At 39.8% G+C, this 26,290-nt stretch carries 26 protein-coding genes and 1 pseudogene; 6 read left to right on the top strand and 21 right to left on the bottom strand.

Annotated elements, in window-relative coordinates; translation table 11 throughout:
* Positions 1 to 84: 84 nt before the first annotated feature.
* Positions 85 to 726, top strand: coding sequence for a LysE family translocator (locus P20439_RS00480; RefSeq protein ID WP_008110776.1), 642 nt, complete (start codon positions 85 to 87; stop codon positions 724 to 726).
* Between the two features lie 18 nt (positions 727 to 744).
* Here the strand turns inward: P20439_RS00480 and P20439_RS00475 are convergent, their stop codons facing one another.
* Together P20439_RS00475 and P20439_RS00470 are read right to left on the bottom strand one after the other, a co-directional pair.
* Positions 745 to 1,275, bottom strand: coding sequence for a hypothetical protein (locus P20439_RS00475; protein WP_008110778.1), 531 nt, complete (start codon positions 1,273 to 1,275; stop codon positions 745 to 747).
* 1 nt (position 1,276) lies between these two features.
* Complete coding sequence (locus tag P20439_RS00470; protein WP_008110780.1) at positions 1,277 to 1,732, bottom strand: YaiI/YqxD family protein; 456 nt, start codon at positions 1,730 to 1,732, stop codon at positions 1,277 to 1,279.
* Between the two features lie 68 nt (positions 1,733 to 1,800).
* On the opposite strand from P20439_RS00470, the gene P20439_RS00465 reads away from it, so the two are divergent.
* The gene (locus P20439_RS00465; protein ID WP_008110781.1) at positions 1,801 to 2,334 is read left to right on the top strand and encodes a lipocalin family protein; all 534 of its coding nucleotides are present in this window, start codon (positions 1,801 to 1,803) and stop codon (positions 2,332 to 2,334) included.
* A 206-nt stretch (positions 2,335 to 2,540) separates the two neighbouring features.
* Here the strand turns inward: P20439_RS00465 and P20439_RS00460 are convergent, their stop codons facing one another.
* The 4 genes and pseudogenes from P20439_RS00460 to P20439_RS00445 form a co-directional block, all read right to left on the bottom strand.
* Entirely contained in the window at positions 2,541 to 2,882 is a 342-nt protein-coding gene (locus tag P20439_RS00460; protein WP_008110782.1) for a DUF3325 family protein, read from the bottom strand.
* Positions 2,879 to 4,467 (bottom strand): annotated as a pseudogene (locus tag P20439_RS00455) (PepSY-associated TM helix domain-containing protein). The gene P20439_RS00460 and the pseudogene P20439_RS00455 overlap by 4 nt, the downstream one beginning before the upstream one ends.
* Positions 4,464 to 4,808 (bottom strand): hypothetical protein, encoded by a 345-nt coding sequence (locus tag P20439_RS00450; RefSeq protein ID WP_008110784.1) that lies wholly within the window; start codon positions 4,806 to 4,808, stop codon positions 4,464 to 4,466. The pseudogene P20439_RS00455 and the gene P20439_RS00450 overlap by 4 nt, the downstream one beginning before the upstream one ends.
* Before the next feature lie 707 nt (positions 4,809 to 5,515).
* On the bottom strand, positions 5,516 to 6,085 hold the full coding sequence (locus P20439_RS00445) for a hypothetical protein (RefSeq protein WP_008110785.1): 570 nt from the start codon (positions 6,083 to 6,085) through the stop codon (positions 5,516 to 5,518).
* Positions 6,086 to 6,257: 172 nt separating this feature from the next.
* Between P20439_RS00445 and arfB the strand changes: the two genes are divergently transcribed.
* Positions 6,258 to 6,671, top strand: coding sequence for an alternative ribosome rescue aminoacyl-tRNA hydrolase ArfB (arfB, locus tag P20439_RS00440; protein ID WP_008110786.1), 414 nt, complete (start codon positions 6,258 to 6,260; stop codon positions 6,669 to 6,671).
* A gap of 53 nt (positions 6,672 to 6,724) precedes the next feature.
* On the opposite strand, the gene P20439_RS00435 is transcribed toward arfB, so the two are convergent.
* The 6 genes from P20439_RS00435 to P20439_RS00410 form a co-directional block, all read right to left on the bottom strand.
* A complete protein-coding gene (locus P20439_RS00435; RefSeq protein ID WP_008110787.1) occupies positions 6,725 to 7,774 on the bottom strand; it encodes a DUF2955 domain-containing protein in 1,050 nt (349 codons plus the stop codon).
* Between the two features lie 11 nt (positions 7,775 to 7,785).
* On the bottom strand, positions 7,786 to 8,850 hold the full coding sequence (locus P20439_RS00430) for an HlyD family secretion protein (protein WP_008110789.1): 1,065 nt from the start codon (positions 8,848 to 8,850) through the stop codon (positions 7,786 to 7,788).
* A 2-nt stretch (positions 8,851 to 8,852) separates the two neighbouring features.
* Positions 8,853 to 9,329, bottom strand: coding sequence for a MarR family winged helix-turn-helix transcriptional regulator (locus P20439_RS00425; RefSeq protein WP_008110790.1), 477 nt, complete (start codon positions 9,327 to 9,329; stop codon positions 8,853 to 8,855).
* A gap of 91 nt (positions 9,330 to 9,420) precedes the next feature.
* Positions 9,421 to 10,134 carry a type 1 glutamine amidotransferase gene (locus P20439_RS00420; RefSeq protein ID WP_008463913.1) on the bottom strand — a complete coding sequence of 238 codons (714 nt, stop codon included), beginning with the start codon at positions 10,132 to 10,134 and terminating at the stop codon, positions 9,421 to 9,423.
* Between the two features lie 72 nt (positions 10,135 to 10,206).
* Positions 10,207 to 11,070 (bottom strand): spermidine synthase, encoded by an 864-nt coding sequence (locus tag P20439_RS00415; protein ID WP_374750610.1) that lies wholly within the window; start codon positions 11,068 to 11,070, stop codon positions 10,207 to 10,209.
* 19 nt (positions 11,071 to 11,089) lie between these two features.
* Positions 11,090 to 11,716: a fused MFS/spermidine synthase gene (locus P20439_RS00410; protein ID WP_008110797.1), complete on the bottom strand. Its 627-nt coding sequence runs from the start codon at positions 11,714 to 11,716 to the stop codon at positions 11,090 to 11,092.
* Positions 11,717 to 12,001: 285 nt separating this feature from the next.
* Between P20439_RS00410 and P20439_RS00405 the strand changes: the two genes are divergently transcribed.
* Positions 12,002 to 12,610, top strand: coding sequence for a hypothetical protein (locus P20439_RS00405; protein WP_008110799.1), 609 nt, complete (start codon positions 12,002 to 12,004; stop codon positions 12,608 to 12,610).
* Positions 12,611 to 12,810: 200 nt separating this feature from the next.
* Here P20439_RS00405 and P20439_RS00400 read toward each other — a convergent pair whose 3' ends face one another.
* A complete protein-coding gene (locus tag P20439_RS00400; RefSeq protein ID WP_008130525.1) occupies positions 12,811 to 13,311 on the bottom strand; it encodes a lactoylglutathione lyase family protein in 501 nt (166 codons plus the stop codon).
* A gap of 104 nt (positions 13,312 to 13,415) precedes the next feature.
* On the opposite strand from P20439_RS00400, the gene P20439_RS00395 reads away from it, so the two are divergent.
* Positions 13,416 to 14,282 (top strand): LysR family transcriptional regulator, encoded by an 867-nt coding sequence (locus P20439_RS00395; protein WP_008463907.1) that lies wholly within the window; start codon positions 13,416 to 13,418, stop codon positions 14,280 to 14,282.
* 37 nt (positions 14,283 to 14,319) lie between these two features.
* On the opposite strand, the gene P20439_RS00390 is transcribed toward P20439_RS00395, so the two are convergent.
* From P20439_RS00390 to P20439_RS00365, 6 genes are read right to left on the bottom strand one after another with little or no spacing between them, the layout of a single operon-like run.
* Positions 14,320 to 15,399, bottom strand: coding sequence for a heparan-alpha-glucosaminide N-acetyltransferase domain-containing protein (locus tag P20439_RS00390; protein WP_008463906.1), 1,080 nt, complete (start codon positions 15,397 to 15,399; stop codon positions 14,320 to 14,322).
* Positions 15,383 to 16,021, bottom strand: coding sequence for a hypothetical protein (locus P20439_RS00385; protein ID WP_008463904.1), 639 nt, complete (start codon positions 16,019 to 16,021; stop codon positions 15,383 to 15,385). Before P20439_RS00385 ends, P20439_RS00390 begins: the two co-directional genes overlap by 17 nt.
* Positions 16,014 to 18,362, bottom strand: coding sequence for a GNAT family N-acetyltransferase (locus tag P20439_RS00380; protein WP_008463901.1), 2,349 nt, complete (start codon positions 18,360 to 18,362; stop codon positions 16,014 to 16,016). The genes P20439_RS00385 and P20439_RS00380 overlap by 8 nt, the downstream gene beginning before the upstream one ends.
* Positions 18,363 to 18,386: 24 nt before the next feature.
* Positions 18,387 to 19,565, bottom strand: a complete 1,179-nt coding sequence (locus tag P20439_RS00375; RefSeq protein WP_008463899.1) for an MFS transporter — start codon at positions 19,563 to 19,565, stop codon at positions 18,387 to 18,389.
* Entirely contained in the window at positions 19,562 to 20,881 is a 1,320-nt protein-coding gene (locus P20439_RS00370; protein WP_008463897.1) for a lysine N(6)-hydroxylase/L-ornithine N(5)-oxygenase family protein, read from the bottom strand. Before P20439_RS00370 ends, P20439_RS00375 begins: the two co-directional genes overlap by 4 nt.
* A complete protein-coding gene (locus P20439_RS00365; protein WP_008463895.1) occupies positions 20,881 to 22,419 on the bottom strand; it encodes an aspartate aminotransferase family protein in 1,539 nt (512 codons plus the stop codon). The genes P20439_RS00370 and P20439_RS00365 overlap by 1 nt, the downstream gene beginning before the upstream one ends.
* A 384-nt stretch (positions 22,420 to 22,803) precedes the next feature.
* Here P20439_RS00365 and P20439_RS00360 point away from each other — a divergent pair, with 384 nt between their 5' ends.
* On the top strand, positions 22,804 to 23,253 hold the full coding sequence (locus P20439_RS00360) for a GyrI-like domain-containing protein (RefSeq protein ID WP_008463892.1): 450 nt from the start codon (positions 22,804 to 22,806) through the stop codon (positions 23,251 to 23,253).
* 68 nt (positions 23,254 to 23,321) lie between these two features.
* Here P20439_RS00360 and P20439_RS00355 read toward each other — a convergent pair whose 3' ends face one another.
* Together P20439_RS00355 and P20439_RS00350 are read right to left on the bottom strand one after the other, a co-directional pair.
* Positions 23,322 to 24,002, bottom strand: a complete 681-nt coding sequence (locus P20439_RS00355) for a haloacid dehalogenase type II (RefSeq protein WP_008463891.1) — start codon at positions 24,000 to 24,002, stop codon at positions 23,322 to 23,324.
* Between the two features lie 195 nt (positions 24,003 to 24,197).
* Positions 24,198 to 25,229: a substrate-binding domain-containing protein gene (locus P20439_RS00350; protein WP_008463890.1), complete on the bottom strand. Its 1,032-nt coding sequence runs from the start codon at positions 25,227 to 25,229 to the stop codon at positions 24,198 to 24,200.
* Positions 25,230 to 26,290 lie beyond the last annotated feature (1,061 nt).

The raw sequence follows: 26,290 nt of genomic DNA, 5'->3' as shown, positions 1-26,290 counted from the left end.
GAATGCTTATATCGGTAAAATACAGTAACTTTTACTCATCAGAAAGAAATAAAATAGCTACTCACTTATTTTGGGTTATAGCGCATGGATATTAATATTATTTTTTCTTTTTGGCTGGTGTCAATTTTGTTTGTACTCACCCCTGGAGCTGATTGGGCTTATACAATTAGCGCAGGAATAGCGGGCGACAAAATTGTTCCTGCAGTATCGGGGTTAATACTTGGGCATTTAGTGGCCAGTTTAATAGTGGTGGTAGGGTTAGGTGCGCTATTAGCGTCGCATGCCATCTTTATAAAGCTGTTAACCTTGTTTGGCGCTTTATACATCATTTGGATTGCCGTATCACTGTACCGATTTCCTCCTATGCCTACAGCTTATGTCAGTGGCCAACAACACACCTCAGATACGCATCTAAAGTGGATGAGAAAGGGCTTTATTATTAGTGGCTTAAACCCTAAAGTGATGCTGTTATTTTTAGCCTTATTACCGCAGTTTGTATTGCCAACTTTATCGTTTTCTATCACTGAACAATTGCTGGTACTGAGTGTAATTCATTTAGTAGGCTGTGCGTTAGTGTATTGGTTAATAGGAATAAGCGCCAAAAAAATCCTCAGTAACAACCCCGCATTGTCGCTCAAATTTGGACGAGCCTCGGCATGTGTGCTGTTTATTATAGGCTCGCTAATGCTAGTTGATAGCGCACAAAAACTAACTCACATTGTGTAAAGCAAAAGAGAGCGTGGCTTATCTTATCTGAGCCACTAACTCACTCAAACGGGCAATTTTAATATTACTTAACTGCCTATAATCAAAATAGGGGCACACAATAATATTCTGGCTTTTATCTATAGCAAACTCATCATCAAGCCAATCAAGTTGGGCGTTTAACTTACCTTGTTGTATCAAGTTTTTAGCGTGAGTTCTTCCCGCAATAATGTGCAACTGGTTTTTATGCTCAGTGAGCACCGGCGCACTAAAGAGTAATGCAGTCCCGCTATGCTGCTGTAACAACAGCTCATCTCGATATGCTTGCCAGCTCACTGCTTGTTTGGCAAATGAGTAATACTCGCTTGGCAGCGCAAATAACACTTTGGCGTACACATTAAAGACTTTTCGCCAGCCATTGCCACAGTGCTGATTTATACTGTTTATTTGCCCACTAACCACAGGCTCTAACTGCTCTAGTATTTCAAAGTAGGGCATAGGGGGCGCTTTTGCGACATACACAGCAACTCTAAATGAGTCATCACCTAACCCTATGAACTGGCTGCTCACCTTAACTACTCTTATTTTGCGCTAAAATACGGTCAAGGTTATTAGCAAAGTTTTGTCTGTCACTTTGGCTTAACGGAGGCGGCCCGCCACTCATTTCTACGCCGCTTGAGCGCATAGTATCCATAAAGTCGCGTACATTTAGTAAGGAGCGAATGTTTTCAGTGGTGTAAAGCTCACCTCGCGGATTAAGCGCTTGGCCGCCGTTATCAATCACTTCACTTGCCAGCGGAATATCCCCAGTGATCACCAAATCGCCTTTTTCAATGCGTTTTACTATTTCATCATCAGCCACATCAAAGCCCGATGACACTTGCAGTCGGCTAATAAATTTTGATGGTGGAATGCGCATGGCATGATTTGCAACCAGTATTGTTTCTGTTTGCGTACGCTCTGCAGCTCTAAATAAAATTTCTTTTATTACCACCGGACAAGCGTCAGCATCAACCCAAATTTTCATGCTAAGTTCTTTAAATTGCTTTAGTATTAAAGCGATCCTATAGCAATTTCTAAAGAAAAGGAAACAACATGAAACTCGCTTTTAAAGCTGCATTATTTATTACCATCGTGTTTTTACTCAGTGCCTGTACCAGCGCTCCTGAAGGAATAACCCCAGTTAAAAACTTTGATTTAGAAAAATATCAAGGCAAGTGGTATGAAATAGCTCGATTAGACCATTCATTTGAACAAGGAATGGAACAAGTAACAGCCACCTACTCAATTAACAATGATGGAACGGTAAAGGTATTAAACAAAGGGTTTATTAGTGAAGAGCAGCTGTGGGACCAAGCTGAAGGCATAGCTAAATTTGTTGAAAATACCGATACAGGGCATTTTAAAGTATCTTTTTTTGGCCCATTTTATGGCGCCTATATTATTTTTGAACTTGACCAGCCTGATTATCAGTATGCCTTTATAACAAGCTATAGCAAAGATTACTTGTGGTTTTTATCACGCACACCAACAGTAAGCAAAGAGCTTAAGCAGCACTTTTTAAGCCAAGTAAAAGCGCTTGGTTTTGCAACTGATGAGATTATTTGGGTAAATCAAAAACCGCTGTAAAGGGGGTTTACACGCCCCTAGGTTGTAATAAAACGTTCACCTTATTGTAAGGTAAACTAAATAAAGTAGGACTATATTAGCCTCACTTGCAAAGAGACAGGCAGGTGAAGACATAATGACAATCCCCCTTTATTATTGGCAAGCCTTATGGCTTGCCATTTTTTTAGCTCAATTTTAGCTATTGTTTGAGATCAGGTTTTTACTAACTAAAGCCCATTTAAACCAAAAAATAACGTACTCATGGCCAAAATCACTAATATAAGTAAATTAAAAAGCTTAGTTAACCTCACCAAAAAACTATAAAAAATCATTACAATTAAGGCACTTAACGTCATATAGCCACAAAACTGTAAACCGCCATAACCCTGTAACTGGTTCACACAAAGTAGCAAGCTTAGTAAAATACTGATCCAAGCAACACTCAATAAAATTAAACGCTGCTGTTGAGTAGGGCGCTTATTAAAAACATCCTTAAAATGATTATATTTAGCTAGCGCAAAGCAGTTAAAAGCAATTAAACATAAACTAAATGGCAGCAAGGTAATCATATTTTTTGCTCCTGAGTACTTATGTGTAGACGCTTTTTAGTTTGCAGCCCAGTACGTAATTTTTCGGTTTGTAACAAAAACAGTAAACCGAACAGTAAAAACAAACTATCAAACATGAATAAAGCCCACTGATCGTTACGTAAATACTGAATTATATTACCTTCAGTGGTGAGCGCATTAACCACTGGCACACTAAAACAGGCAATACTGTTTATAGCCGCCATAACACACCATTGCAGCTTGTCACGCTTTACAAAGGCAATGATGAACACACATAGCCAAGTTAAAAAGAAAGCGAGTATTTCTTTATCCGCGCGCTCAGCAACCTGTTTACTGAGTAAACGATTAGCCAAAAAGAAAGCCGATGTAGCCAAGGGCAGTCCCATCAATGTTCCTAGATTTAACCCTTCAACTAGCTTTAGCCCCCAAGATGGCTGAGTATTTTTTTCATTCTTTCGCGTAAGCGCTTAGCCCACATTATGCAGCCTGTCGCTATCATAATGCAGCCAGCAATGCCGCCTAAAAAATATAAACCGCGCAGTAATGGCTCTGCAAAACGCCCAGTGTGCATTGAATTTAAAGACTCATACAGCGCTTTACTGCCGGTGAGTTCATCATCAGTTTGTGCGATGAGTTCACCCGTTACGCCATTGAATATAAGGCGCGGAGTTTGATCACGCAGCGCCTTACCAGGGCTTACCAATACCATAATCGTGGCAGCCGCTTTGTTAGGGTTACTGATCATTACACGGTTTATATCGGCGTTTGGCCACTTAGTATAAACCTGATCCAAAATAGTCTTCATAGGCACAAGTTCAGCTTCGCCCTTTGCTTTATTATTAATGGGGTTACTAGGAGAAAAGTCTTTAAAAAAGCCAGTCATACCTTCTTCATAAACAGTATTAACAGGGTGGGGAAACAGCATAAATATCAGAGTAATAATCCCGGTGTAGGTAATCATTAAATGAAACGGTAAGGCAAATACCGAACTTAAATTATGCACATCTAACCAGCTACGGCTGCCTTTATTAGCTCTAAAAACAAACATATCTTTAAAAATACGTTTGTGAATCACTATCCCTGATATCAGCGCAATAAGCATAAACAAGCTAGCAAAACAGACTATCCAACGTGCTGTTTTTACATCAATATAATGTAAGTCAAAATGCAAACGATAAAAGAAATTACCCCCTCGAGTATCTACAAAAGGCGGTAAAGGTTGCATGGTATTTGGGTCTAAACGACTATTATTAAACGATGCCCTGCGCTGTCCAGGCTCTTTTGGCTTTGCAAAACCATACGTTAAATAAGGTATACGCTCTTCAGGAAGGGTTATCCGCCAATTAGGCGCATTAGGGGCTTGAGCATTTAAATACTCAACGCCAGTTATTATTTGTTGCTTTTGCGCGCCAATACGGTCTGTCTGCTGCTCAATATTATGAATACTTGGCTGATTCCATAAGCTCACTTCATCTCTAAAAAAGCTAATAGTGCCTGCAAAAAATATTAAATACAGTAACCAACACACGAGTAAACCTACCCACGTATGTAACCAGGTCATTGAGCGAAAAAAACTCCCTTTCATAACCATCCCTTCATTAACGACAATGTAAAAAATTGCACTGCAATACTTAGTAAAATACTGATCCAAACTGTTTTTAACGACTGAAGATAAAAACTATAAATAAACACCAGTGCATAAATTAAAATACTCGCAGAGACACTTAAAAGAACCGCGTCAACTTTAGAGACCGGCACCACAACACTTAACAGCGACACACTGACGGCAGTAAAAAAATACCCGCCCACAATGGCGATAAAAAAACGCGATAAAACCGCTAATTCATAGTTAAAGCGCTGTATAAAAAAGCTTAACTTAGATAAAACAGGTGGTGGAGAGTCTAAAAGACGGTTGTAGGCCTGCATAAACTGCAAATTCCTTTTAAACATAGCTAAAAAAGATGGCCGTATTATATCGCCAACAAATACAAAAGATAGTAATTCTTATTTGTATTTAGATAAAATGGATATTTAATTTAGTTAGTTAAATACTGATCTGATGTAAGGCAGCTAAAAAAACAATAATAACCGCTGCAAAACGGCTATATAGCTACACTTTAAGCTTATTATTAACTATTAGCATGTGGTTCTTTTAGACTCGCTATCGTTTTTAACTTTATAAACCAAAAACTTAACAAGCTGATTTATAATAAGTTTATTTATAAATAATGTAAGGATCACGATTTTACTAACTATGTTTAAAAATTACTAAAATAAACCGATTTTTTACTAACTCAGCAGAATATGAATTTAAAAAAGGCTAATAAACAAACAAAAGTAAGCTAACTAAAAGTAAATACCTCGTCATTTACTAGTTGAGTTGATAAATGGCTGATCCGTATTAAATGATAACAAGCGAAAAACAGCCAACTTAACCCCAGCGGCAAACAAAACGTAGCTTAAACGTTAGTAAAATTATGGTTTATTTTTGAGCTAAAGAGTTATGTAGTAACTATGCCGTAAAGGGGGTTTACAGCATTAAAACTGAGGCCATTGTTTAAACTTAAAATACATGAGACTAGGAAAGTAAGTATAAAAAAGGTCGCCAATGCCACCTCTCTAAACAATAACTTTTACAACATTGAAAACAGCTTTTTAAGTTGTGGCATGTATTCGCTCACAAGTGCTAGGTTATTTTCACTGACTACAGGCTCTGCCGATTGTGCAGCAGTTGATGCATTGCCAAACGCTCCCATTAATGAACTAACACCTTTGTCTTTGCTACTTTGCATACTTTGTAAGCCACCCATTAATTTATTGGCGGTTTCTTTATGTTCATCTGATAAACCTGATTTCAAGTTTTCAATGTATGCCATTGAAACTTCAGACCCTACAGCAATTAATTGTTCCGGCGTAAAACCATATTGACCGGTTACATTGGCAAAGCTTTTATATAAGTCTTGCTGTTTGATCATGCTAAGTGCGCTGTTGGCTAACGAGCTTTGTTCAGTAACCGTTTGATCTGCCGATGCACCCAGCATACTTGCTAAATCTAAGCCTTTTAACGACGCTTGATTGCTGGCCCAACTTGTAACAGCAGGTAATGCTTTCATGTAGCTTTGTAATTGACCTTCGTTAATGTCTTGTGCAAGGCTTGAGAAACTCATAGCTAATAAGCCAATTGATAACAGTAATTTTTTCATTAAGCATTTCCAAATAGTAAAGTAACGTTAATTAAAAACTAATTAACGGCTATTGCCAATACAAAGCGTAAATTTATAAATTATTATTAACTCAGTTGTGTGTTTAAGTTGATTCACCACAAGTCAATGTACTGATGTTATAATACATTTTTTGCAAAAAGAGCGGGGCACTATGTTAACTATTTCGAACAGCGTAACCATTGATGAATGGGAAGTAGAGCTAAGCGCTATTCGTTCGCAAGGCGCTGGCGGACAAAATGTTAATAAGGTAGCCAGTGCTATACACTTACGCTTTGATATTAACCGCTCTAAATTGCCCGAGTTTTATAAAGAGCGGCTGCTTGCTTTAAACGACTCAAGAATAACTAAAGAAGGAGTGCTGGTCATTAAAGCCCAGAGCCATCGCACTCAAGAGCTCAATAGGGAAGATGCGCTAAAACGGCTAAAAGATCTAATTTTAAGCGCCACTAAGGTTAATAAGGCACGTCGAGCCACCAAACCTAGCCGTAACTCACAGCGTAAGCGTATGGATAAAAAAACCAAACACGGCCAAACCAAAGCTCTCCGCGGTAATATTAAGCTATAACTTAAGTAACTCTGGTTAAGCATATAAAAAGGGCTGCGAATGCAGCCTTTAATTTAGTCATAGGTATGATGGCGAGTGACACTAAATCGGTTAAGAATTCGATGCACTACATACACCGCGCTTAAACTTACCGTTACCGCAACAGCCACCGAGCTAAACCGATATAAAGCGCTGTATACTAAATCTTGCCCTGGGCCTAACGATTGACCAAATAAAATCCCAAAGGTGGTTAATACCCCAAATCCGACACCCGGTGGACCGCCGCCTAAAATATGAAATCGACTGAATATAAACGATAATATCCATAATATAGCCACTGGAAACAGCAAAAAGTCGGTATGGTTATACAGCACTAATTGCGAAATCAATGCAGCATTACAGCCTATCAATGTACCAATAATACGTTGCCAACTTGCGGTGCCCACCGCTTTAAAGCACAACGAAAATAAAATTAAAATAGATGCCGCTTGCGCCGAAATTGAATCTTGCAAATCAAGCACCTGAAAAACCACAAACGACAAAGTCGCAACCGTGGCACATAACAAAACCTCGTGACGAATACTTTCTTTATCCTTGTGCGGTACAGCGCGCATGGGTCGCGCTGTCACATCAGGAAACAAGCCATGCATCAAGAGCGCAATAATAATAGTAATAAAAATAGCCACACCATTACTTAAAATAAGCGGGTAAATGCTACTACCTTGATCAATATGGCTGGCAAAATGTAACTGAATCGATAAACTCACCGCACCTAACGCACCAAATAAAAACGCACCACCAGAGCTCATTAAGTAAAACAATATACAAAAGCTAGCAAAAATAATGAGCGTCATTAACACCGGCAAGTGTGAAAATAAGCCCTGTAAAATAAGTACTATAAACGCACTGTAGGCAGCACTGGCAACAAATTGGCGAATCACATCTTTGTTAATACTTGGCACTAAACCGAGTAATAACATAGGGTAAACTGTAAAAAATATTCCATTGGGCCAATTCATTAACTTGCACAAAGTAAAACCAATAGTACAGCCACCGGCAATACGTAGCGCTTGGCGTAAGCCATTTGAATCGAGTTGTGGCGCTTGGCTAACATGTTGTGTCATTACTCGCCCCACTAATAAATGTAATGTAACCAACTAATAAAACGGATCTGTACTGTTCCCAACCATTGACCTACAGCCGATTGCGGAAGTAACTGCACAGTAGCACGCGCACCACTGGGCATATTATTTATAAGCTGAGTGTTATTTGGCAGCACTAAATGAATACGTTGACGCTGGGCATCGCGAACCCAGCGGTTGCTGGTTTCGGTGGTGCTAAGTAATCCATTCGCACTAAGTTGCCCGTCACTAACACCTGCTTCAAAGGTTTCAATTTTAGCGTCGAATACTTCACCAGGTCGGCTATCAAATACCACTTTTGCTAAACTGCCTGGCTGCATATTTAATAGTGACTTTTCACGAAAATCGGCCACCAAATCCGCTTTCTTTGCCACAACCGCGAGTAATGGCTTACCCGCAACCGCATAGGAACCTTCAAGTAACTGTAAATTAGCCACAACGCCATCACTTAAAGCGCGCACTTGGGTATAAGATAAATTAAGCTCAGCTTGGGCTAACTGATTGGCCGCATGACGCAGTGCTAAGTTATCTTGTCCTGAATCGCCACGCGCTAAAACAGCTTCTGCCAACTGTGCTTCAAAGGCAGCTAAATTAGATTGGCTTGCGGCAAAATTAGCCCGAATGCTTTCAAGCTCTTGCTCCGAAATAGAGTTTTGTTTGTAGAGTGTTTCGCCACGCTTTTTTAATAGCTGCTGCTCATGCAATTTAGCGTTAGCTGCACTTATTTGTGCTTCCAGCGCTTTTACATTGGTATCAAGGCGTTTATTTTGCAGTTTGGCATCATCAAGCGCGAGCTGCGCTTGCTCAAGTGCTAGTTGGTAAGTGTTTTTGTCTATTTCAAATAATACATCACCCGCTTTAACCGTTTGATTGTTGCTGACCAATACATCAGTAACACGGCCGTTTATTTGCGGCGATATTTGCACAACCGGATGGTAAACCCGTGCTTGTGGCGTAACCGGCAGCCATACATCGGCAACAATATAATAGAAAAATACAACAATAAAACCAACGAGCGATACTTTAACGTAGCGGGCAAATTTTTGATCGGGTGTCATACTTATTTATCTCCAGATAAGCTTGCAATACAACGCCGCGCATTTTCTTCCATTTGCACTAAACTATGCGCCATACCGTCAAGCTGCTCCGTGCTTAAGCCTGCATATAAACGCTGTTTAATATCGCTTGTGAGCTCTTTTAAGTGTTCTAATAACTTTATACCCTCATCGGTAAAGTACAATTTTTTACTGCGTTTATCGTGCTCATCAACTTGTCGAATAACCAGATTTTGCTGCTCTAATTGCTTAATGGTGCGCGTTAATGAGGGCATTTCAATACCTAAGCTAGTCGCCAACGCTTGTTGTGTTGCCCCTAAAGGTAAATGATGTAAGTGGATCATTGCCGTCCAGCGCGACTGAGTTAAACCTAGCGGCTCAACCGCCAATGTCACCGCTTCTCGACATAAGCGATGCACTCGGCCCATATTGCCGCATAAGGTTAAATCGAGTGTTTCATGAAAAGGAATAGTGCTGCTCATAGGAACTCTTGCTTGTGAATATCCAGCAAATTTTAGCATTAGTTAGCAGGCTAAGTAAATAATTGGTATTTTAGCTTCACGTCAATAAGTTTTATTTAGACAAATAATGCGCAGCAAGCTTGTCTAAAAAAGTATAAAGTTTAGCGTTCATTTCACTATAGTCATGGCTTAAGAGCTTTTCGGGCTGTTCAACAAAGCAGTAATTATGAGCATTGCTTAAATCATCGTTGGCAATAAGGAGGGTAACCACCTCGGTAGTCAATTCCATGTGGCATTGAAAACCAAATACTAAATCGCTATAAGCGACTATTTGCCTTGGACAACCTTCACTATAGGCAATAATACTGGCTGTAGCAGTTAGCCCTGGCATGTCGTTATGCCAATGCCCTACATTAAGCTCACTACCAAAATGGCTAAATAAAGGATGATTCAAGCCTGTATCGGTGAGGGTAATCGCAAACTTACCAATTTCTTTTTCTGGACTGGGTTGATAGGCCGCGCCTAACGCTTCACCAATTAATTGTGACCCCAAACAAACGCCCAATACCACTTTGTTTGCAGTGATCGCGCTGGCAATAAAGGCTTGTTCTTTTTTACTATCAAAATAAGGGCATTCTGCAAGCGATGTAGCGGGGGATTGTGGCCCACCCATTACGATTAAAAAATCGATATCATCGGTGTGCTGAGGTAAGGGATCAGCTAAATAAATACGGGTATAAGACAACGTGTGGCCATTCATTTTAGCCCAAGCTTCATAAGCGCCTGGTGCTTCAAAATGTTCATGAATAATAAAGTGAATGTGCATTGCCGTTTCCTTAAAATATTATCTGTTTAATAAAGTAACGGTCACCGGATATAAGTGACCATGTAACAACCCCTAAAAGTTAAGTAAATTAGCTGGAGAATATTGATCGGTTAGCACCTTAGTATCACTTGGCCAATCTTTACCATCTTTAGTGAAAAACATACGCTGGCTAATTGCCTTTATATCTACGTCATAAGGGGCAAGTAACGGAGCTAGCTGCGTCACCCGCTGCGCTATTTGTTGCTCTGTAGGGATATTGCTATAACCAGCTAAAATAATACGATTACTATTATTATTGGCTGTTACATTAATAAAATCGCCAAATACCGCATGATAGGTTGCCGACTCATGTTCATAAAGTTTACTTGATGAAAACGTGTTAGCAGCAACAATTCCGTCTTCGGCTAATACGCTTTTTATTTCTTCAAAAAACTCTTTAGTGAGTAAGTGCTCAGGAATGTAATCGCCATTAAATGCATCTAAAATAATCCAATCAAATTGCTGCTTTTTAAGCGCCGCACGTTTAATAAAAATACGCCCATCTTGCACTTTAGCAGTTACCTTATCGGTTTCTATAAAGTTAAAATAATCGCGCGCCACTTTAATTACTGCGGGATCTATTTCAACATTTTCAATGTGTGCCTTTGGATATAGCTCATGAATCATATTAGAAAGCGTACCGCCCCCTAAACCAATAATGAGCACATTTTTAGGGTTATCAATCAGTAACAAACTAGAAAAAGCCAACTTAGTATAATTAAATACCAGTTTTTTAGGGTCGCTGATATACATACAGCTTTGACTGCTTTGTCGGGTTTTTTCATCAAACTTTAAACAGCGTAAGTCACCGGTTTCTTCAACTAATAAATTTCGATATAAAGAACGCTCTTTATGGACAACATTACTCATACTGTAAGCTGAAAATAGCAGCGCCATAATACAAATAAACAATAATTTAAGCTTGAGCATAAACGGCCTCTCGTACTCTAAGTTTATCAAAAGTAATAGCAATCAAGCCAAGTGTGCCCAACACCCCAGCAAAACCTAAAATAATGGCGTTAACATCAAACGCCAGTACCATATAAAAAGAGGTAATAATGGTGCCCAGTGCACTGCCTAAGGTACTGACAAAATAAAGCCCGCCAGCCACTTGGCCGCTGCGCTCACTATTGGTAACCAGCAAACGTACCGAGTAAGGCGAGATCATGCCTAAAATAATGGTAGGTATAAAAAATAACGCGGTTGAGGCGAGTAACGAGCCGTAGCGGCTGTCTTCAATATGCGAAAAAATAAATGCCATAATTGGCTCAGCAAACAATGCAATTGGCACCACCATAATACTGGCGACTAAAAAAATTAACCCATATTTAGTTAGCGAAGGATGACGAATAGACAGCTTACCTCCCAGTAAATATCCAAATGATAAGCTAAGCATAAACACAGTAATAATACTGCCCCAAATATGCACGCTACTGCCAAAGTAAGGTGCTAAAATTCGCCCACCTAACAGCTCTATTCCCATAATACTAAAGCCACTGCTAAAGGCTAAAAAGTAAATTAATGCATTTGTTTTTGTTAACATTATATTGTTCTTATTGTGTTATTTTCATCCATCTTAACGTGATGTAAGCGAACAGGCTAGCGTATGTCTAATTTAGGTGTTAATAATTAAAAGGCGTGAAATAATCGGTTGTTTTAAACTATAAAAATAATTAATGCCGCTGCTGTTAACCCCCTTTACAGTTTCTTTAATCGTATAAATAGCTGTCTGCATTATGATATTTTAGGTACGCTGCATTTTAAAACATGTTATAAATATCACACTACAAATACAGCTAATCCAGTTGGATTGAAAGGACAAGAATCAATGGATACAAGCGGCAACAATAGCTCGGTAGTTATTTTTCTTATTTCAGCATGTTTATTGTTACCCTTTTTGGAGAGCATGCATGGTGGAGCGCTTTGGGGATTAAATTGGCACTCTCCACGGCTTATGGATACATTAAGCCATCATCTACTTTATATAAAATTGGTGTTGGTAATTACGGGTTTAATACTGCTTTTCACCAAACCTGAAAAAATTAAAAGCATAATTAAAAATAAAATAGCCCAGTGGTTGTTCTTTATCATTCTTACATTAGTCGCTTTAATACAAATTCCTTTTTTATGTTTAGGGATTTTATTCAATGGTTCTTCATTATCAACCCCTGATTATATTCACAAACAAAGCACGTTTACTGATCGTACTATTTATATTTACACCGCAGACCCTGGAGCAATGGGGAAAGCCTACCATTATGCGTATTTAAATTGCCCGCTAGCATTTGGCCGTTATGAGCTAAAGCAAATTGCTAAACTAAATTGGATGCGCGAATACACGTTTTACATTGAAAAGAATGACCTGATAGTAATTGATAAAAATCCTGATGGTTTAACGCATACTTTCGATATGAGTCATGTAACCTGCTCCAGCTAATATCTCCTTTTTATAATTAGCTTAGGTTATAGCTTTCAATCAAGTCTCCATAATTGCCCTTAATGCTAATAAAAATTTCGACTTAAAGCCGAGTTATTAGCACTAACTCATTTAGATCATGTATTCTTTTTAAACACAAAAAGCCGCAGTAATAAATACTGCGGCCTTTGTTTGTAGCTAAATGCTTTCAGCTAGTGCTTTTAATAAGCACCAGCGCTGTATATAAGCTCGTAGCTGTGGCTGTAAATCTCAAGGATGTTACCAAACGGGTCTTCCATGTAGATCATGCGGTACGGCTTTTCGCCAGGGTAGTAGTAACGTGGCTCTGGCATACGTTTTTTACCACCTGCAGCAACAATACGATCCGCTAAGCCTTCTACATCTGGGTCTTGTACACAGAAATGGAAGATACCAGTTTTCCAGTATTCAAAGTTATCTTTAGGGTTTTCTTGGTCTTTAAATTCAAAAATTTCTACACCAATTCGGTCGCCTGTTGAAAGATGCGCTATTTTGAATTTTTCCCAATTTGGACCAAATACATCGGTACACATTTCGCCAATTGGGCTGTTGTCTTCAGTGATCACGGTAGGCTCCATTATGGTGTACCAGCCCATCACCTTAGTGTAAAACTCTACGGCTTTTTCAACATCCGGTACTGAAATACCAATGTGCGAAAAACTACGTGGATATGTATGACTCATAATAAATACTCCTACTTAACTATGTTTAGTTGATGGAGTTAGTTTACGAACCGACCAACATTAAGTAAAATTATCATTAATCATCATTTTGAGTATATTTTGTAATGATAAATCCTACATGGTTAAACACGTTTTGTACTTTAGTTGAGGTAAACCATTTTACCCAAACCGCCGAGCGCCTTTATATGACCCAGTCAGGCGTAAGCCAACATATAAAAAAGTTAGAGCAGCAAGTAGATTGCGCCTTGCTTGAGCGCCACGGTAAACAATTTACCCTTACCGTTCAGGGTCAAAATTTATATCAGCAGGGTAGTCAGTTACTCAAAGAATGGCAGTTTTTACAGCAGCAATTAAAAGATGATTCACCTTACAGCGGTTTAGTTAAAATACAGTCGCCAGGCAGTTGCGGGCTGCAGTTTTACAATCAACTATTAGCACTGCAAGTAGAGCACAAGGAGCTAATTATAGATTACCGCTTTGCTCCAAATACCAGTGTTGAACAAGCGGTGGCCAATCACAGTGCCGATATTGGCTTTTTAACTCAAGCGCCTACCCTTAGTGAAGTTACCAGCCACAAAATTGGTAAAGAATCCCTATTATTAGTAACGCCCGCACATATAGAAAACCCAACGTGGGAGGTTTTATGTGAGCTTGGCTTTATTGGCCACCCCGATGCAAAACACCACGCGCAGCTTTTACTTAGCGAAAACTACAGTGAATTTGAACATGTTGATCAAATTAAGCAAACAGGTTTTTCTAACCAAATAAGTTTAATACTGGAGCCGGTAAGTTTAGGGCTGGGTTTTACGGTTTTACCCGCACACGCAGTAAGTGCTTTTAATAAACCTGCGCTTATTAAAACGCATCATTTAACCAAACCAATTAGCGAAAATATTTATGTGTGCCATCACCGAAATAGGCCGTTAGCAAAGCGTATGCATTGCGTTATTGATGCGATAAAAGCAGGCTAGGGCACCTAAATCAGCGCCCGTAAAGCCCCTTTACAGCTTAAGCTGTACGTTTAGCTTTTTGCGTAATGTCTGTGAGGCTCTGTTTGCTTTTTAAATAAACCTTGTGCACAGCAAAAGTAAGTAAAGTCATCAGTACCATCATACAAAGTGTCGGCCAAAGGCTGAGGGTATGATAACCAAGCGCCCCCATAAACCAGCAAATAAGTACCCATTGAATAACATAGAGCGCGGTTACATGTTTACTGGCATATAAAAGGGCACGTGTAATAGGGCCATTATATTTATCAGCAAAAATAAACTGTATAGCCGCTAGTGCACATAAATTTAAGCCAATTAAATAGCTAATACCGCCGCCATTTAAATGGAAAAAGTTGCCAAACTGCCCTTTAAAATCAATGGCTAACCATATGCCGCCAATAACAAGTAAAGCAGCACCGAGTTGTGCACATACTTTATATAAGTAATCGGCATTTTGTTGGTTACTAAGATATAAACGACCAAGTACATTCCCCGTTAATATCGCACTTATCCAAGGAAATACCGGAAAATACACCTGATAGTTATTAGCAAAAAACAAATCGCTAATATAAGGTGAAAGCGTAAATTGTTGCCCCCTCACAAACTGGCTCATAACTGCAATTGCAATGGCTAAAACCGCAATCCATATTGTTTTCCAACGGGCAATATTAAGCACACCAAACAGCAATAAGCTAACTCCAGCCAGTTGTAAAATATCACCTGTTAACACCATAAATTGTAACTGCCCAGCACTGAGCGGACTTTGCCAGCCATAAGCATTTATAAATGCCTCAGGCATGGTATTAAATACTTCAATAGGCAGCCAAAACTTGGCCGCATTCATTAAATAAGCAAGCAGTAAAAGCTGTATGCCACGCTTAATTAATAGCAAGGGTGTTTGCCTGCGCGAAAGCGCCATAGATAGCCCCATTGCCACTAAAAACGAGGCGGTGCCTTTGCCAAGTATATGCACAACCGTACCAAATGCGCTTTCACTTTGAAGCGTCGTGGAGGCATACATCCATAAGGTATGCACAATAATCATAATAAAAACGCTCGCACCACGCGCAAGATCAATCGTTTTAAGACGTTGGTTCATTGGTTTTAATATCCTTTTTAGGGCAGGTTTGGCATTTGCTATAACCGGCTAAATAATAGCGGCAACAGGTTAAACGCTGGGGTTTTTCAGTAAATGGCGTATCAAGATTAAAGTGTTCACAAATAAGGGTGTGCAGCTGACGATGGCAATTGTTGATATGTAAAGTAGTAGCAAGGTCTAAGCTATGAGCTCGCTCAATGGCGCTACTTAATGAATCGAGTAATAACCGAGCTTGTTCTTTTTTACCAAGTGCATAGTCGGTATTTACCCATTCACCAACTTGGCTTATAAAATGAGTAAACGCTTTGGTTTGCTCAGTTTTACTTACTAACACGCCATTATTCAGGTTAAAGCCACGACAATAAGCGCCATATACCGCTAACGGCATGTTAATGGGATCAGCCGTACTTTGCTTGCAAGCAAACCAATAGCAATAAGCGTAAACAGCTTGCCAGCAAAGCTGTAAATACAAATGCCGACTAATAAATTGCTTAGGCGCAGTAGGGTACTGCGCCTTACAACGAACAGTTAAAGCGCGCACTAATAATAAGCTCGGTTTAAAAGTTCGTTGCACGGGTTGTTGGCAATATAAAAACTGCGCAAGGGTAATCGGTTTAGCCATACAGCTTTGCCGATACGGGGTTGTTTAAGTTACCAGCAAACTGCAAACTACCCGCCGGATCGGTTAAATCAACCATTTGCTCATTATTACCTAACTGTAAGCGGTTTAAACAAGAGTGAGCAAACTCATCACTAAAAAATTCATACTCTTTAAATCGCTCATTTAAAGCAGGGTTAGCATGTTGATACGCTTTAACACTTTGCGTAACACACTGCCAAAAGTCATGCTCTGTAATACGCTCTTCTCGCACTAAAATTGCCACTAAGTATCTAAAGAAGCAGTCAAATACATCGGTAAATATACTTAATAACTCAAGTTCTTTAGGCATAGAAACATGAATACGTTCAACCCCTGCAGGCAATACTTCAGTGCTATTAAGTAAAGCAACCTCTTCACCTATGTCTTTCATATATGCGCCCACTGGCACCGAATTTTTAAGCTTTAAAATGAGGTTTTCGCCGTGGGGCATAAACACTAATTTATGCGCGTAAAAGCAATGTACTAGCGGAATTAAATAGGCATTAAAGTAGGCACGTAACCACTGCTGCGAGCTCAAACCACTTTGTGCTATCCATTCGCCCACTAAACTTTGGCCATTGTTATCTAAGTGTAATAACGCAGCCATAGTGGTCAGTTGTTCATCACTATTTAAATTATGGTTTGGGTTTTCTCGCCATAAACAGGCAAACATTTTACGATAGGGTGTATCTCCAAGCGCGCTTTGCTCAAACGTATGATGGGCATAGCCTAAAGTGGCGTATTCTCTAAGCGCTGTAAAATTAGCGCCTGCGAGTTGTTGATCTTGGCTAACCTTAGCAAATACCCAATCGTTAATGGCAGGAGTCACCGCCATGTAAGCACGCGATAGGCCACGCATAAATCCCATATTTAAAATAGACAACGCCACTTTTAAATACGGCTTATTCGGGTGCGAGCAGTTATATAATGTCCGAATTGATTGTTGCGCTTGATATAAATCGTCACCTTCACCTAAATACACTAATCGCTGATTTGCCAACTCATTTGCAAATACCACACTCAATTTGTGTTGGTACTGCCAAGGGTGAGCAGGAATAAGTAAGTAATCATCGGGGTTTAGGTTTTGAGCTTTTAGCGCTTTGTTAAAAGCATCTCGGGTGGTTAAATCTAGCTCATCACTTATATGGCTTGGGTAATCGGCAAAGTATTCACTATGGGCAAAGTCGCATACCGCTTTATGCGCTGCTAACCACAGTACTTTAAACGGTTTGCCTACTTCTGGCGCATAACGTAAAAAGTCAGCTTTACTAAAACCAATGCGGCCATTATTAGCAACAAAGGCAGGATGCCCTTCGCTCATTGCGGCTTCTATTTTTTGCAGCCCTAAATTAGCTAACTGCGCCGCTGTTAACGTGTTATTTTCACGTTTAAAGCACGCACTGGCTAAAGTAGCATTTAGCTCTTCAAGGTAGGTGGCAAGGCGCTTACCCGTTAAACCTAGCGCAGGCCCTTGCATACTAAAAAAGTGCAACACATCTAGCGGCTGCAGCTCTTCGTTAAGGTTGTAAAAGCATAGGCTTGGCTCGTCTATATCTATATGATTCAGTGCCATAGCACGGCCATTAAAAATAAAATAACCGCCTTCAACGTTTACTTTAAAGCCTTGCTTTGTTGTCTCTGCAGCCAATAAACGCTCGTGCACGAGCTCAGTCAGTGCTTTAGCTTGTAAATGTCGGTTTGCCCATTGCCAATGTGGCCGTATCACGTAGTCAGTTTGCAAAGGCGCTAACGAATCAGTAAATAACTGGCTGTGCCTATCAAAGGCTGCTTTGTCACAAAAGCCTAAATAAGCGGCTTTTTCGCCTAGTTGAATTTGCTGGGTGTGCACAAATCCCAAACGCTTATTTAACGTATGAATTTTACTATTAGCAATGTCGGGCTCAACCACAACACGGGCGGCACTGTTTTGAGCAAAAATACTTTGCAGCACGCACTGCATCATTTCAAAACTAAAATGGCGCTTAGGTGCCGTGTTAGGCGCTAATAAAATATGCATACCCACATCATTCGGTTCAACCTCGTACGCCGCTTTCATTAAGCTTTCGTGCTCAGGGCTATAAAGCTCAACTAAAGCCAATAGGTTATTATTTTGCTCGATCACATATGCCTGATGATGAGGCGTAACAAAAATATCTTGATACGCTTTAGTTATTTGTTGCTCGGTTTGCTGCTGCATCCCCCAAAAGTGCGCATACGGTTGCTTAAGCCAATCGCAAACAGTTGGCATATCTGTTTGTTGTAATAACCGCATCGTCACTTTACCGGTATGCTGTAGGGTGGTTACAAAAGATGAAAAATACATAAAAACTCCAATAAATCTTAAAAACTAAGACGCTGAACGCGCAGTTCGAGCAACAGCCTTAACCCGCCAAAGCAAAATAAAGGCAAGGCTTGCAAAGCCAATGGCAGCAAAGTAAAACACAACCGTTGTTGAAAGATGCTCTACGCTCATACCCACTAGTAACGACGCTAAAATAACCCCGATGTTTTGAGCAATGTGCACTTTGGCAAAGTCGCTGCCGTAATGTGCAGGCTCACTTTTAGCAAATAGCATTACCTCTAGTAGTACCATCACTTGAAATAGCGCAAAACCATATAAAACACGTGATAAAATCACTAACCCCACCGACTCCTGCGCTTGTAAATAAAGCCCAAGCGCCCCCAAAATAAGTGCACATAACAAAGTGCTCGTGCGGCTTAATGTTGGCAGTGGTAAATGCTGCCTGAAATGGTTAAAAACTAGCATAACAAGCGCTGCAAAAGCAGGAATGGCGTATACAACAGCGCTTTGTAAGGTGCTGCTTTGCTCGTTTAATGCTTGCCAATGAGTAGTAAAGAAGGGGCGAATTAAAAACGCGCTAAAATAAACCACCACACTTAAAAAGCAAAATTGCCAAATAAAATAGGGAATACGTTCTCGCGGTTTTTCAGTCGTTATTGCTTGCTGATAAATACCTGTTTTTAATGAATACATTAAGTAGGCGCATAATAAAACCTGAACTAGGTCACCGGCACTACTGAGTAATAACGCATAGCGTGGCTCTGCTAAACTAAAGAAATAACCACCAATTAAAGCACCACCAATCGCACCAAAATGCATCAATACAGAAAACAAACCAATAATAGATAAATGCTTAGTTTGCTGCTCTAATCGCAGTGCAAATGGGTATATAAGAAGGTAGCTTGCCTTTAGCACCAACATTAGTTGGTAGTAAATCCAAAACTCCCATACATTGGTCGCAAAGTAGCAAAGCAGGCCAAAACCAGCGGCTACTACTTGGGTTACTAACCATAAAGCCAATTCATTGTATTTTTTAGCGACCTTAGCCCATAGCGGTAAAGCCAGCATTACAGTAATACAACAGTTAGCCACAAAGAGGCCGATTAGAGTGGCGTTACTAATAGCAAATTCACTAGCAAAAAATTGCGGATAAAACGGTAGCAACAAGGTATCGCATACCACCGAAATAACCGTCAGCAAAATTAGCGCTAAACGAAGACTCATGCGGCGCTACTCTGCTGTTGTGTTGATAGGGTGACATCGCTTAAATCAAAGTTTTGAAAAGCAATTTTTTGCTCAACCTGATAAGGCGAATAACCTAAAATTTCACGTAAAATAATACTATTACGGTAGCAAGCCATACCTAAATCTGGAGTTACAAAACCATGAGTATGCTGCTCGGCATTTTGTACAAAAATACGTTTTTGTTCGCTATCTACCGCATATTCACGACTCACTAAATAACGACCTTGCTCATCTTGGGGTAATTGGTGGGCAATATTATTTAAAAAAGCAGGGCGCTGATATTTAAAGCCCGTGGCGCAAATTAAAAAGTCGGTTTCTATTGAAAAGGGCTGCTCAAGCTCCTGATGATAAAACTCAGTCAGTAAACGCTTACCTACTTTTTGAGTACCTGTTAGCCTGCTGTTAGTTTTAAATGTAGTAGAAATTGGCCCATCAAGGCTTTGCGCGTAGAGGGTGTCGAAAATGTCGTTAATTAAATCGCCGTTAATGCCCTTAAATAGATTTTTTTGGTTTTGATTGAGCCAATCTCGCTGCTCAGTTTTTAAATTATAAAAGTAATCTACATACTCAGGAGAGGTCATTTCAAGGGTGAGCTTAGTATACTCAAGCGGGAAATAGCGCGGTGAGCGTGCTATCCAATCTAACTGCAAACCTTGCGGTACTGCTTGCTGCAATAAGGTGTGGTAAATTTCTGCTGCACTTTGCCCAGCCCCTACCACGGTAACTCGTTTAGCCGCTTTTAATTCATCAAGCCGATGACAAAAATCGCTACTGTGCATTACGTTATTTGAGTTACTTTGCACAGCGCAATCAGGAATATACGGTGCAGGCCCTGTGCCCAAAACAATACGGCGAGTCACATAATGTTGCATACCATTAGGGGTGTTACAGCTAACGGTATAACACTCACTTTGCGGGCAAAATTCAACTTGAGTGACTGTTTGTTCAAAGTTAACATTTGAAAGCTGCGAGCAAACCCATTGGCAATATAAGTTGTATTCACGGCGCAATAAAAAAAAGCTTTCGCGAATATAAAACGGGTATAAGCGATTATTCAATTTGGCATAATTTAAAAAGCTATATTGGCTGGTTGGATCTGCCATGGTTACTAAATCCGACATAAACGGAGTTTGTAATGTAACGCCTTCCAGCATCATTCCAGGGTGCCAATCAAACTCACTGCGCTGCTCCAAAAACAGGCTTTTTACATCTTCGAGCGGTTCACTTAAACACGCTAAAGATAAGTTAAATGGGCCAAGGCCAATAGCTATAAAATCGTAAGGTTGATTATCCATTATGCAATTTCCCTATAAGTTTGCCATGCAATGTGGCTAATTTGCTCAATAACAGCGCGTACATCAGATAATTGGCACTGCGCATTAAGCAATGTAAATTTAAGATAATGACGACCATTTATTTTTGTACGGGCAATCATGGCTTCACCGGTTTTTAAAAACGTTTGTCGTACATGCAGGTTTAAAGAGTCGAGTAAATCAAGGTCATGTTTTAAATCATCAGGGGCAAATCTAAATACCAAGGCACTAAGCTCGGGGTAGTTAACTACTTCAAAGTCGGGGTGGTCGTTAAGTACAATATGCGTTTGGCGCGCAAGACCAATAACTTTATCGAACGCACGGCCAAGCGGTGCTTCTCCAGTGGTGCGCAGTGTTAGCCATAACTTTAAGGCATCAAAACGGCGAGTGGTTTGCAGGCTTTTATCAACCAAATTAGGCGTGCCATTTCCCGCCTCAGCTAATGGGTTTAAATAATCGGCATACAAAGTAATGTGGCTAAAATGACGTTTGTCGCTTAATAAAAAGGCACTACAACTAACCGGTTGCATAAATGATTTGTGATAATCAATCGTTATTGAATCAACCAACTCAATGCCATTAAGCGCATTGCGGTGGTGCTCGCTTACCAACAAACCGCCACCATAAGCGCCATCTACGTGGCACCATAGCTGCTCTTCTTTAGCCAGCATGGCAATATTATGGATTGGATCGATTGAGCCAAAATCGGTTGTGCCTGCGGTAATAACCACTGCAATGGGTAAATCACCTTGCGCTTTGCTTGTTGCTATGGCGGTTTTAAGTGCCTGCATATCCATTTGCATCTCGCTGTTTGTAGCCACCGGCACCACAGAGTTGTAACCTAAGCCCAGTAACGCCGCTGCTTTTTGAATACTAAAATGGGCCACCTCAGAGCAGTAAATTTTAAAGCGCGAGGCAACAGCTGGTAAGCCCTGAAGTTTTACCTGATGTTCTGGCGCATAGCGGCTAACAGCCACTTCACGAGCAACTAACATTGCCATTAAGTTTGATTGTGTGCCGCCACTAGTAAATACTCCATCGGCAGTGCTTGGCAATGCTGCTTTTTGACATGTCCAATCAATCAGCTTTTGCTCAATTAACGTCGCGCCTGCACTTTGATCCCACGTATCTACCGAGGTATTAATAGCGGCAATAATGTGTTCGGCGACCACAGCAGGATAGGTTACAGGGCAGTTTAAATGAGCCATGTAGCGAGGATGATGAAAATACACAGCATGATCTAAATACACGCCTTTTAGCTCTTCAAGCACCGCCGGAAAGTCAGCCAATGGCTGTGATAAATCAACATCGTTTACGACTTCTGCTAACGCATTTACCGACACACCTGAAAATGGCTTTTGGGCTTTAGCCATCGCTTGCTGAACTGCCGACAACCCTTGCAATGACGCTATCTGATAATTAATGAACTGCTCTAAATTGAATTGTGGGGGCAAGCCGCTTTGTTCAAATACAGCCTGTTTTTCAATGGTATTAATATTTAACACTTGAGATTGAGACACATCAACATTCCTTGAGTACACTTTTTAGGTGCAAGGATCTTAATGATAATGATTTCCATTTACAATAATGAAAAAAGATTAGATAGCAACTTTTTTTAAATTAGAGCTAATAAGCTTGTCGTATATTTTTAACTAAAATCGATAAACTTCACTATTAAACGACAAGCATTACATGCAAAAAATAAACTTAAAAAAGAGAAAGTTAAGTAAATTATTTTAGCGATAGCAAAGCTATGTTTAGCCATTACTACCTATTTAAATGTGAGCAAAAAACACGCAACTGAGCTTAATAATCATTATTTATGAAATATTTAATACAATATTTAAAGTATTGGCGGTTTTTCTGTTACGTTGGTGTTTGTATTAACGCTAAAGGACGTCATGATGGAAGTAAAGCAACTAGCAAGTCAGACCTTAATCGGCTTAAAAGTAAGAACCTGCAACGCCAATGAAATGAATGCTGGCACTGCAAATATAGCTGAACTTTGGCAAAAATTTGGTGAAAAGTTTGCCAACAGCCTTACAGAAAACACCAAAGTGTATGGTGTGTATACTAATTACGAAAGCGATCTCACTGGGGACTTTGACGTAATTGCCTGCTGCGATAATTTATCAATTAAACTCCCTGAAGCTAAAAAAGTAACCACCCAAGCGGGGCGTTATTTGGTATTTAAAGGTGAAGGTGAAATGCCCGATGCAGTAATCGATTTATGGGGCGAAATTTGGCAATACTTTAGCTCAGACGATTGCCGTTATTCCCGCACCTACACTAGCGACTTTGAGTACTATAAAAGCAGTAACGAGATAGAAATTGCTATTGCAATTGAAGACTAAAAAACGGCTAGGTTTGTAAGCGCAAACCTAGCCCTCCAATCCCTATAATTTAATACCTGCCAACTAAATCATTCGTTATTACTTGCCAGCTTGGTTTTTAAATCATGTAAATCGCACGCCGTTGTTGTAGGCGTTATTTCCCAAGGATCAAAAATAGCCTCACTTGAGCGCTGTATCCACGCAGCACGCATACCATGCGATAACGCCCCAATAACATCAAACAGGTTACTCGATATCAACCACGTATTAGCACCGGTTGAATGTGCCTGACGTAAAAAATGACTATAAACACCTGGGTTGGGTTTAAAAGTTTTAATGTCATCGGCGCTCACTACGCCTTCAAAAAGCTCACTTATGCCTGCGGCTTCGAGCAAGGTATTTACCGCACTGGCCGCACCATTAGAAAACGCAAATAACCGATAGTTTTGTGCTTTTAAGCTCTCAAGCCCTGCTTTAACATCATCAAATGCGGGTAGGGTTTTATATCGGGCTAACAACTGTGCTTTTTGCTCATCGCTTAAAGTTACCTTGTGCAGTAAACACGCATAATCAAGCGCCTGCTCAGTACACACCGAAAACGGCACGTAGTTCTGCATTAAGCCACGCCTAAACGAATATTCGAGTTGTTTTTCACGCCAAGTAGTTGAAAATGCGCGCGCGTTATCACCAACCATATTTTCAAGTAACGACACCACCCCATGAGTGTTTATAAGCGTACCGTATACATCAAACGCCAGTGTAGTTGCCATTAATGACTCCTGTTTAAATCGTTACTAAAACGCAATTTTACTTCTCAATATTAATCACCTTATCAGTTAATAAAGTACAGTAGAAGCATCATGGCTTGAAGCCGTTACTGTAAACCCCCGTTACGGTTTGGGTAAAAATACCGCATGGAAAATAGGGTGTTTAAAGTGAAGGTTTTACCAGCTTGAGGTTAAATATTAATAATTTACAGTACATGTTTGGGCATTGCTTTGTTGGCAGTAATGAAAGTCTAAAAAATAAAACGCTTTTGCAGGCTTTTTATTATGCTTAATTACGTCATACATTAACTGCGCACTGAGTCGCCCCATTTCATATGGATTTTGACCAGCGTTTGATGAAGATAACCCTTTGCTAAGTGCGTCTAATTGTATTTTTTCGGTATCTGCTGAAACAATAACAAGTTCTTTTGAATCAAGTTTATGTTTGTAGGGTGTCATCAAGTTTATATACTCAGTATTAAATTGCGCAAAGCCGGCAACAGCAACAAATGCAGGAGGCTTGTCCATCTTAGTAAGGCTTTTTACTTGCTCTAACGAGGCACCCCTTTTTCCTAAACTATAAAGAGGGCAGCGGTTATACTCGCTCCAGCCATTTTCACCCGACAAGCGCTGACTACTTTGCCCAGAAAGCGCAAACCTAACACCTGCGATTCTTTTATTTAAGTTTGGTGCCGTAGGATGGCCAGATTGAATACAAACACGCTTATTTTCTTCACTTACTAAATTCTTTAATTGATTGCCTAACGCAACACCAAAGTCAAAATTATCAGTACCAACGTAAGCGAGCCTGTACTGGTGATCTTTTGCTAATAAGTCTGAGTCAAAAGTAATAACAGGAATGTTTTTTTCAAATAAATCTTTAAGGGCTCTCTCTACCAAATAATCAGAATCTGATATTGAAACTAATAAACCATCAATCCCACTTTTCATCATGTCATTAATAATTAAAGCTTGGGTTCGAATATCTTGATAATCATCAGGCCCATCATATTTACAGGTAACGTCAGGCTGCGACTTTGCAAACTCGGTACAACCTTTGTACGCCTGAATGTAAAAGCTATCGTTTTTAGTTTTTCCTACTATGCCAATGACAAATTGAGCATTTGCAAAAAATGGCAAACACAGCAGCACAAAAAATAATGAAAACGATATTTTAGGTTTGTAAATAGAGCAAGAGCTGTAAATAAACTTAGGTTTAATAAAAAACAACGACCAGTATCCTTAATTAAAACGGCATTAATTACAAATTGATATATCAGAATAGCACTTCAAAACAATATAGCTACCCCGTTGAATATAAAGTAAAAAATAAGACTTAACTGCAGTGCTTTTATACTAGGCGATGGTAATAGTAATTTTTTGCTAAACAAACAGCTTTGCATTCACTAGAGTGCTGTAAACCCCCGTTACGGTTTGGTTAAAAATACCGCATGGTGTGGTGGCTTTTGATCAAGTAATTAATCAGCAGCGCTTTTAAATCAGAAACATTCGCGTTTTTTTAGGAAGGGTAAAAGGGCTGTTGAGTTTGTAAGTGCTAGTTAGAAATCAAACTAAGTAATAGCTAAAAGTAGGGGTTATTTGTTTACCTTATTGTTTTAGACTGTTACTGATAAGCAAAATATTGATAATGGGTCAGCCAAAGTATTTTATGTCTGAAGTTAAGATTTTCCCCCTTGTCCTTTGTATCGGAGGGATAACCTCAGATATTTCGACAAATAAAATAGTGCGAACGAGTTAGCAGCCTTGCTTGCTGCATCAAATCAAAGAGTTAACCTGCTTAACTGCTCAGGTTAATAGCGGCTGTGTGAGCGAAAAATATCCTTGCTTAACGGTTAAACATTAGGTTTAATGAATAAATAATAAACGCTGAGCAACGCAGGGAAAGCTTAAATTATAATAGGTAAGCTTATTAAACTAGCTAATTTAGCTAGAGCCTCTAAAAAGCAAATTCCACAGCAACGCTGACACATCGAGCAGGTGGTGCCTCAGTGCAACGACCGATCGTACAGCACAATCTGTATGTCGCATAAATAATTAATGTTGCGCGATCAAGAATCGATAACGAAATTAAATCAAAGAGGGAAACGTACTAATGGAATTTGGCCAATTTTACAAGCAATTAGGGCTTCATGAATATCCATTTTCAACTTATACATCCGAAAATGAAGTCGATAAGCTAGATGACTTGTTTGTGATGCCACCATGTTACGATCCGCTTTTAGAGAGCTATAAACGAAAGTCAACTCTTGTGCTAAGTGGTGAGCGAGGGA

Origin of the sequence: Pseudoalteromonas sp. BSi20439, from assembly GCF_000241165.1 — a bacterium.
Classification (GTDB): domain Bacteria; phylum Pseudomonadota; class Gammaproteobacteria; order Enterobacterales; family Alteromonadaceae; genus Pseudoalteromonas.
Note: the sequence above shows the minus strand (reverse complement) of the source record. Positions and strands in the feature narration are given on the sequence as shown.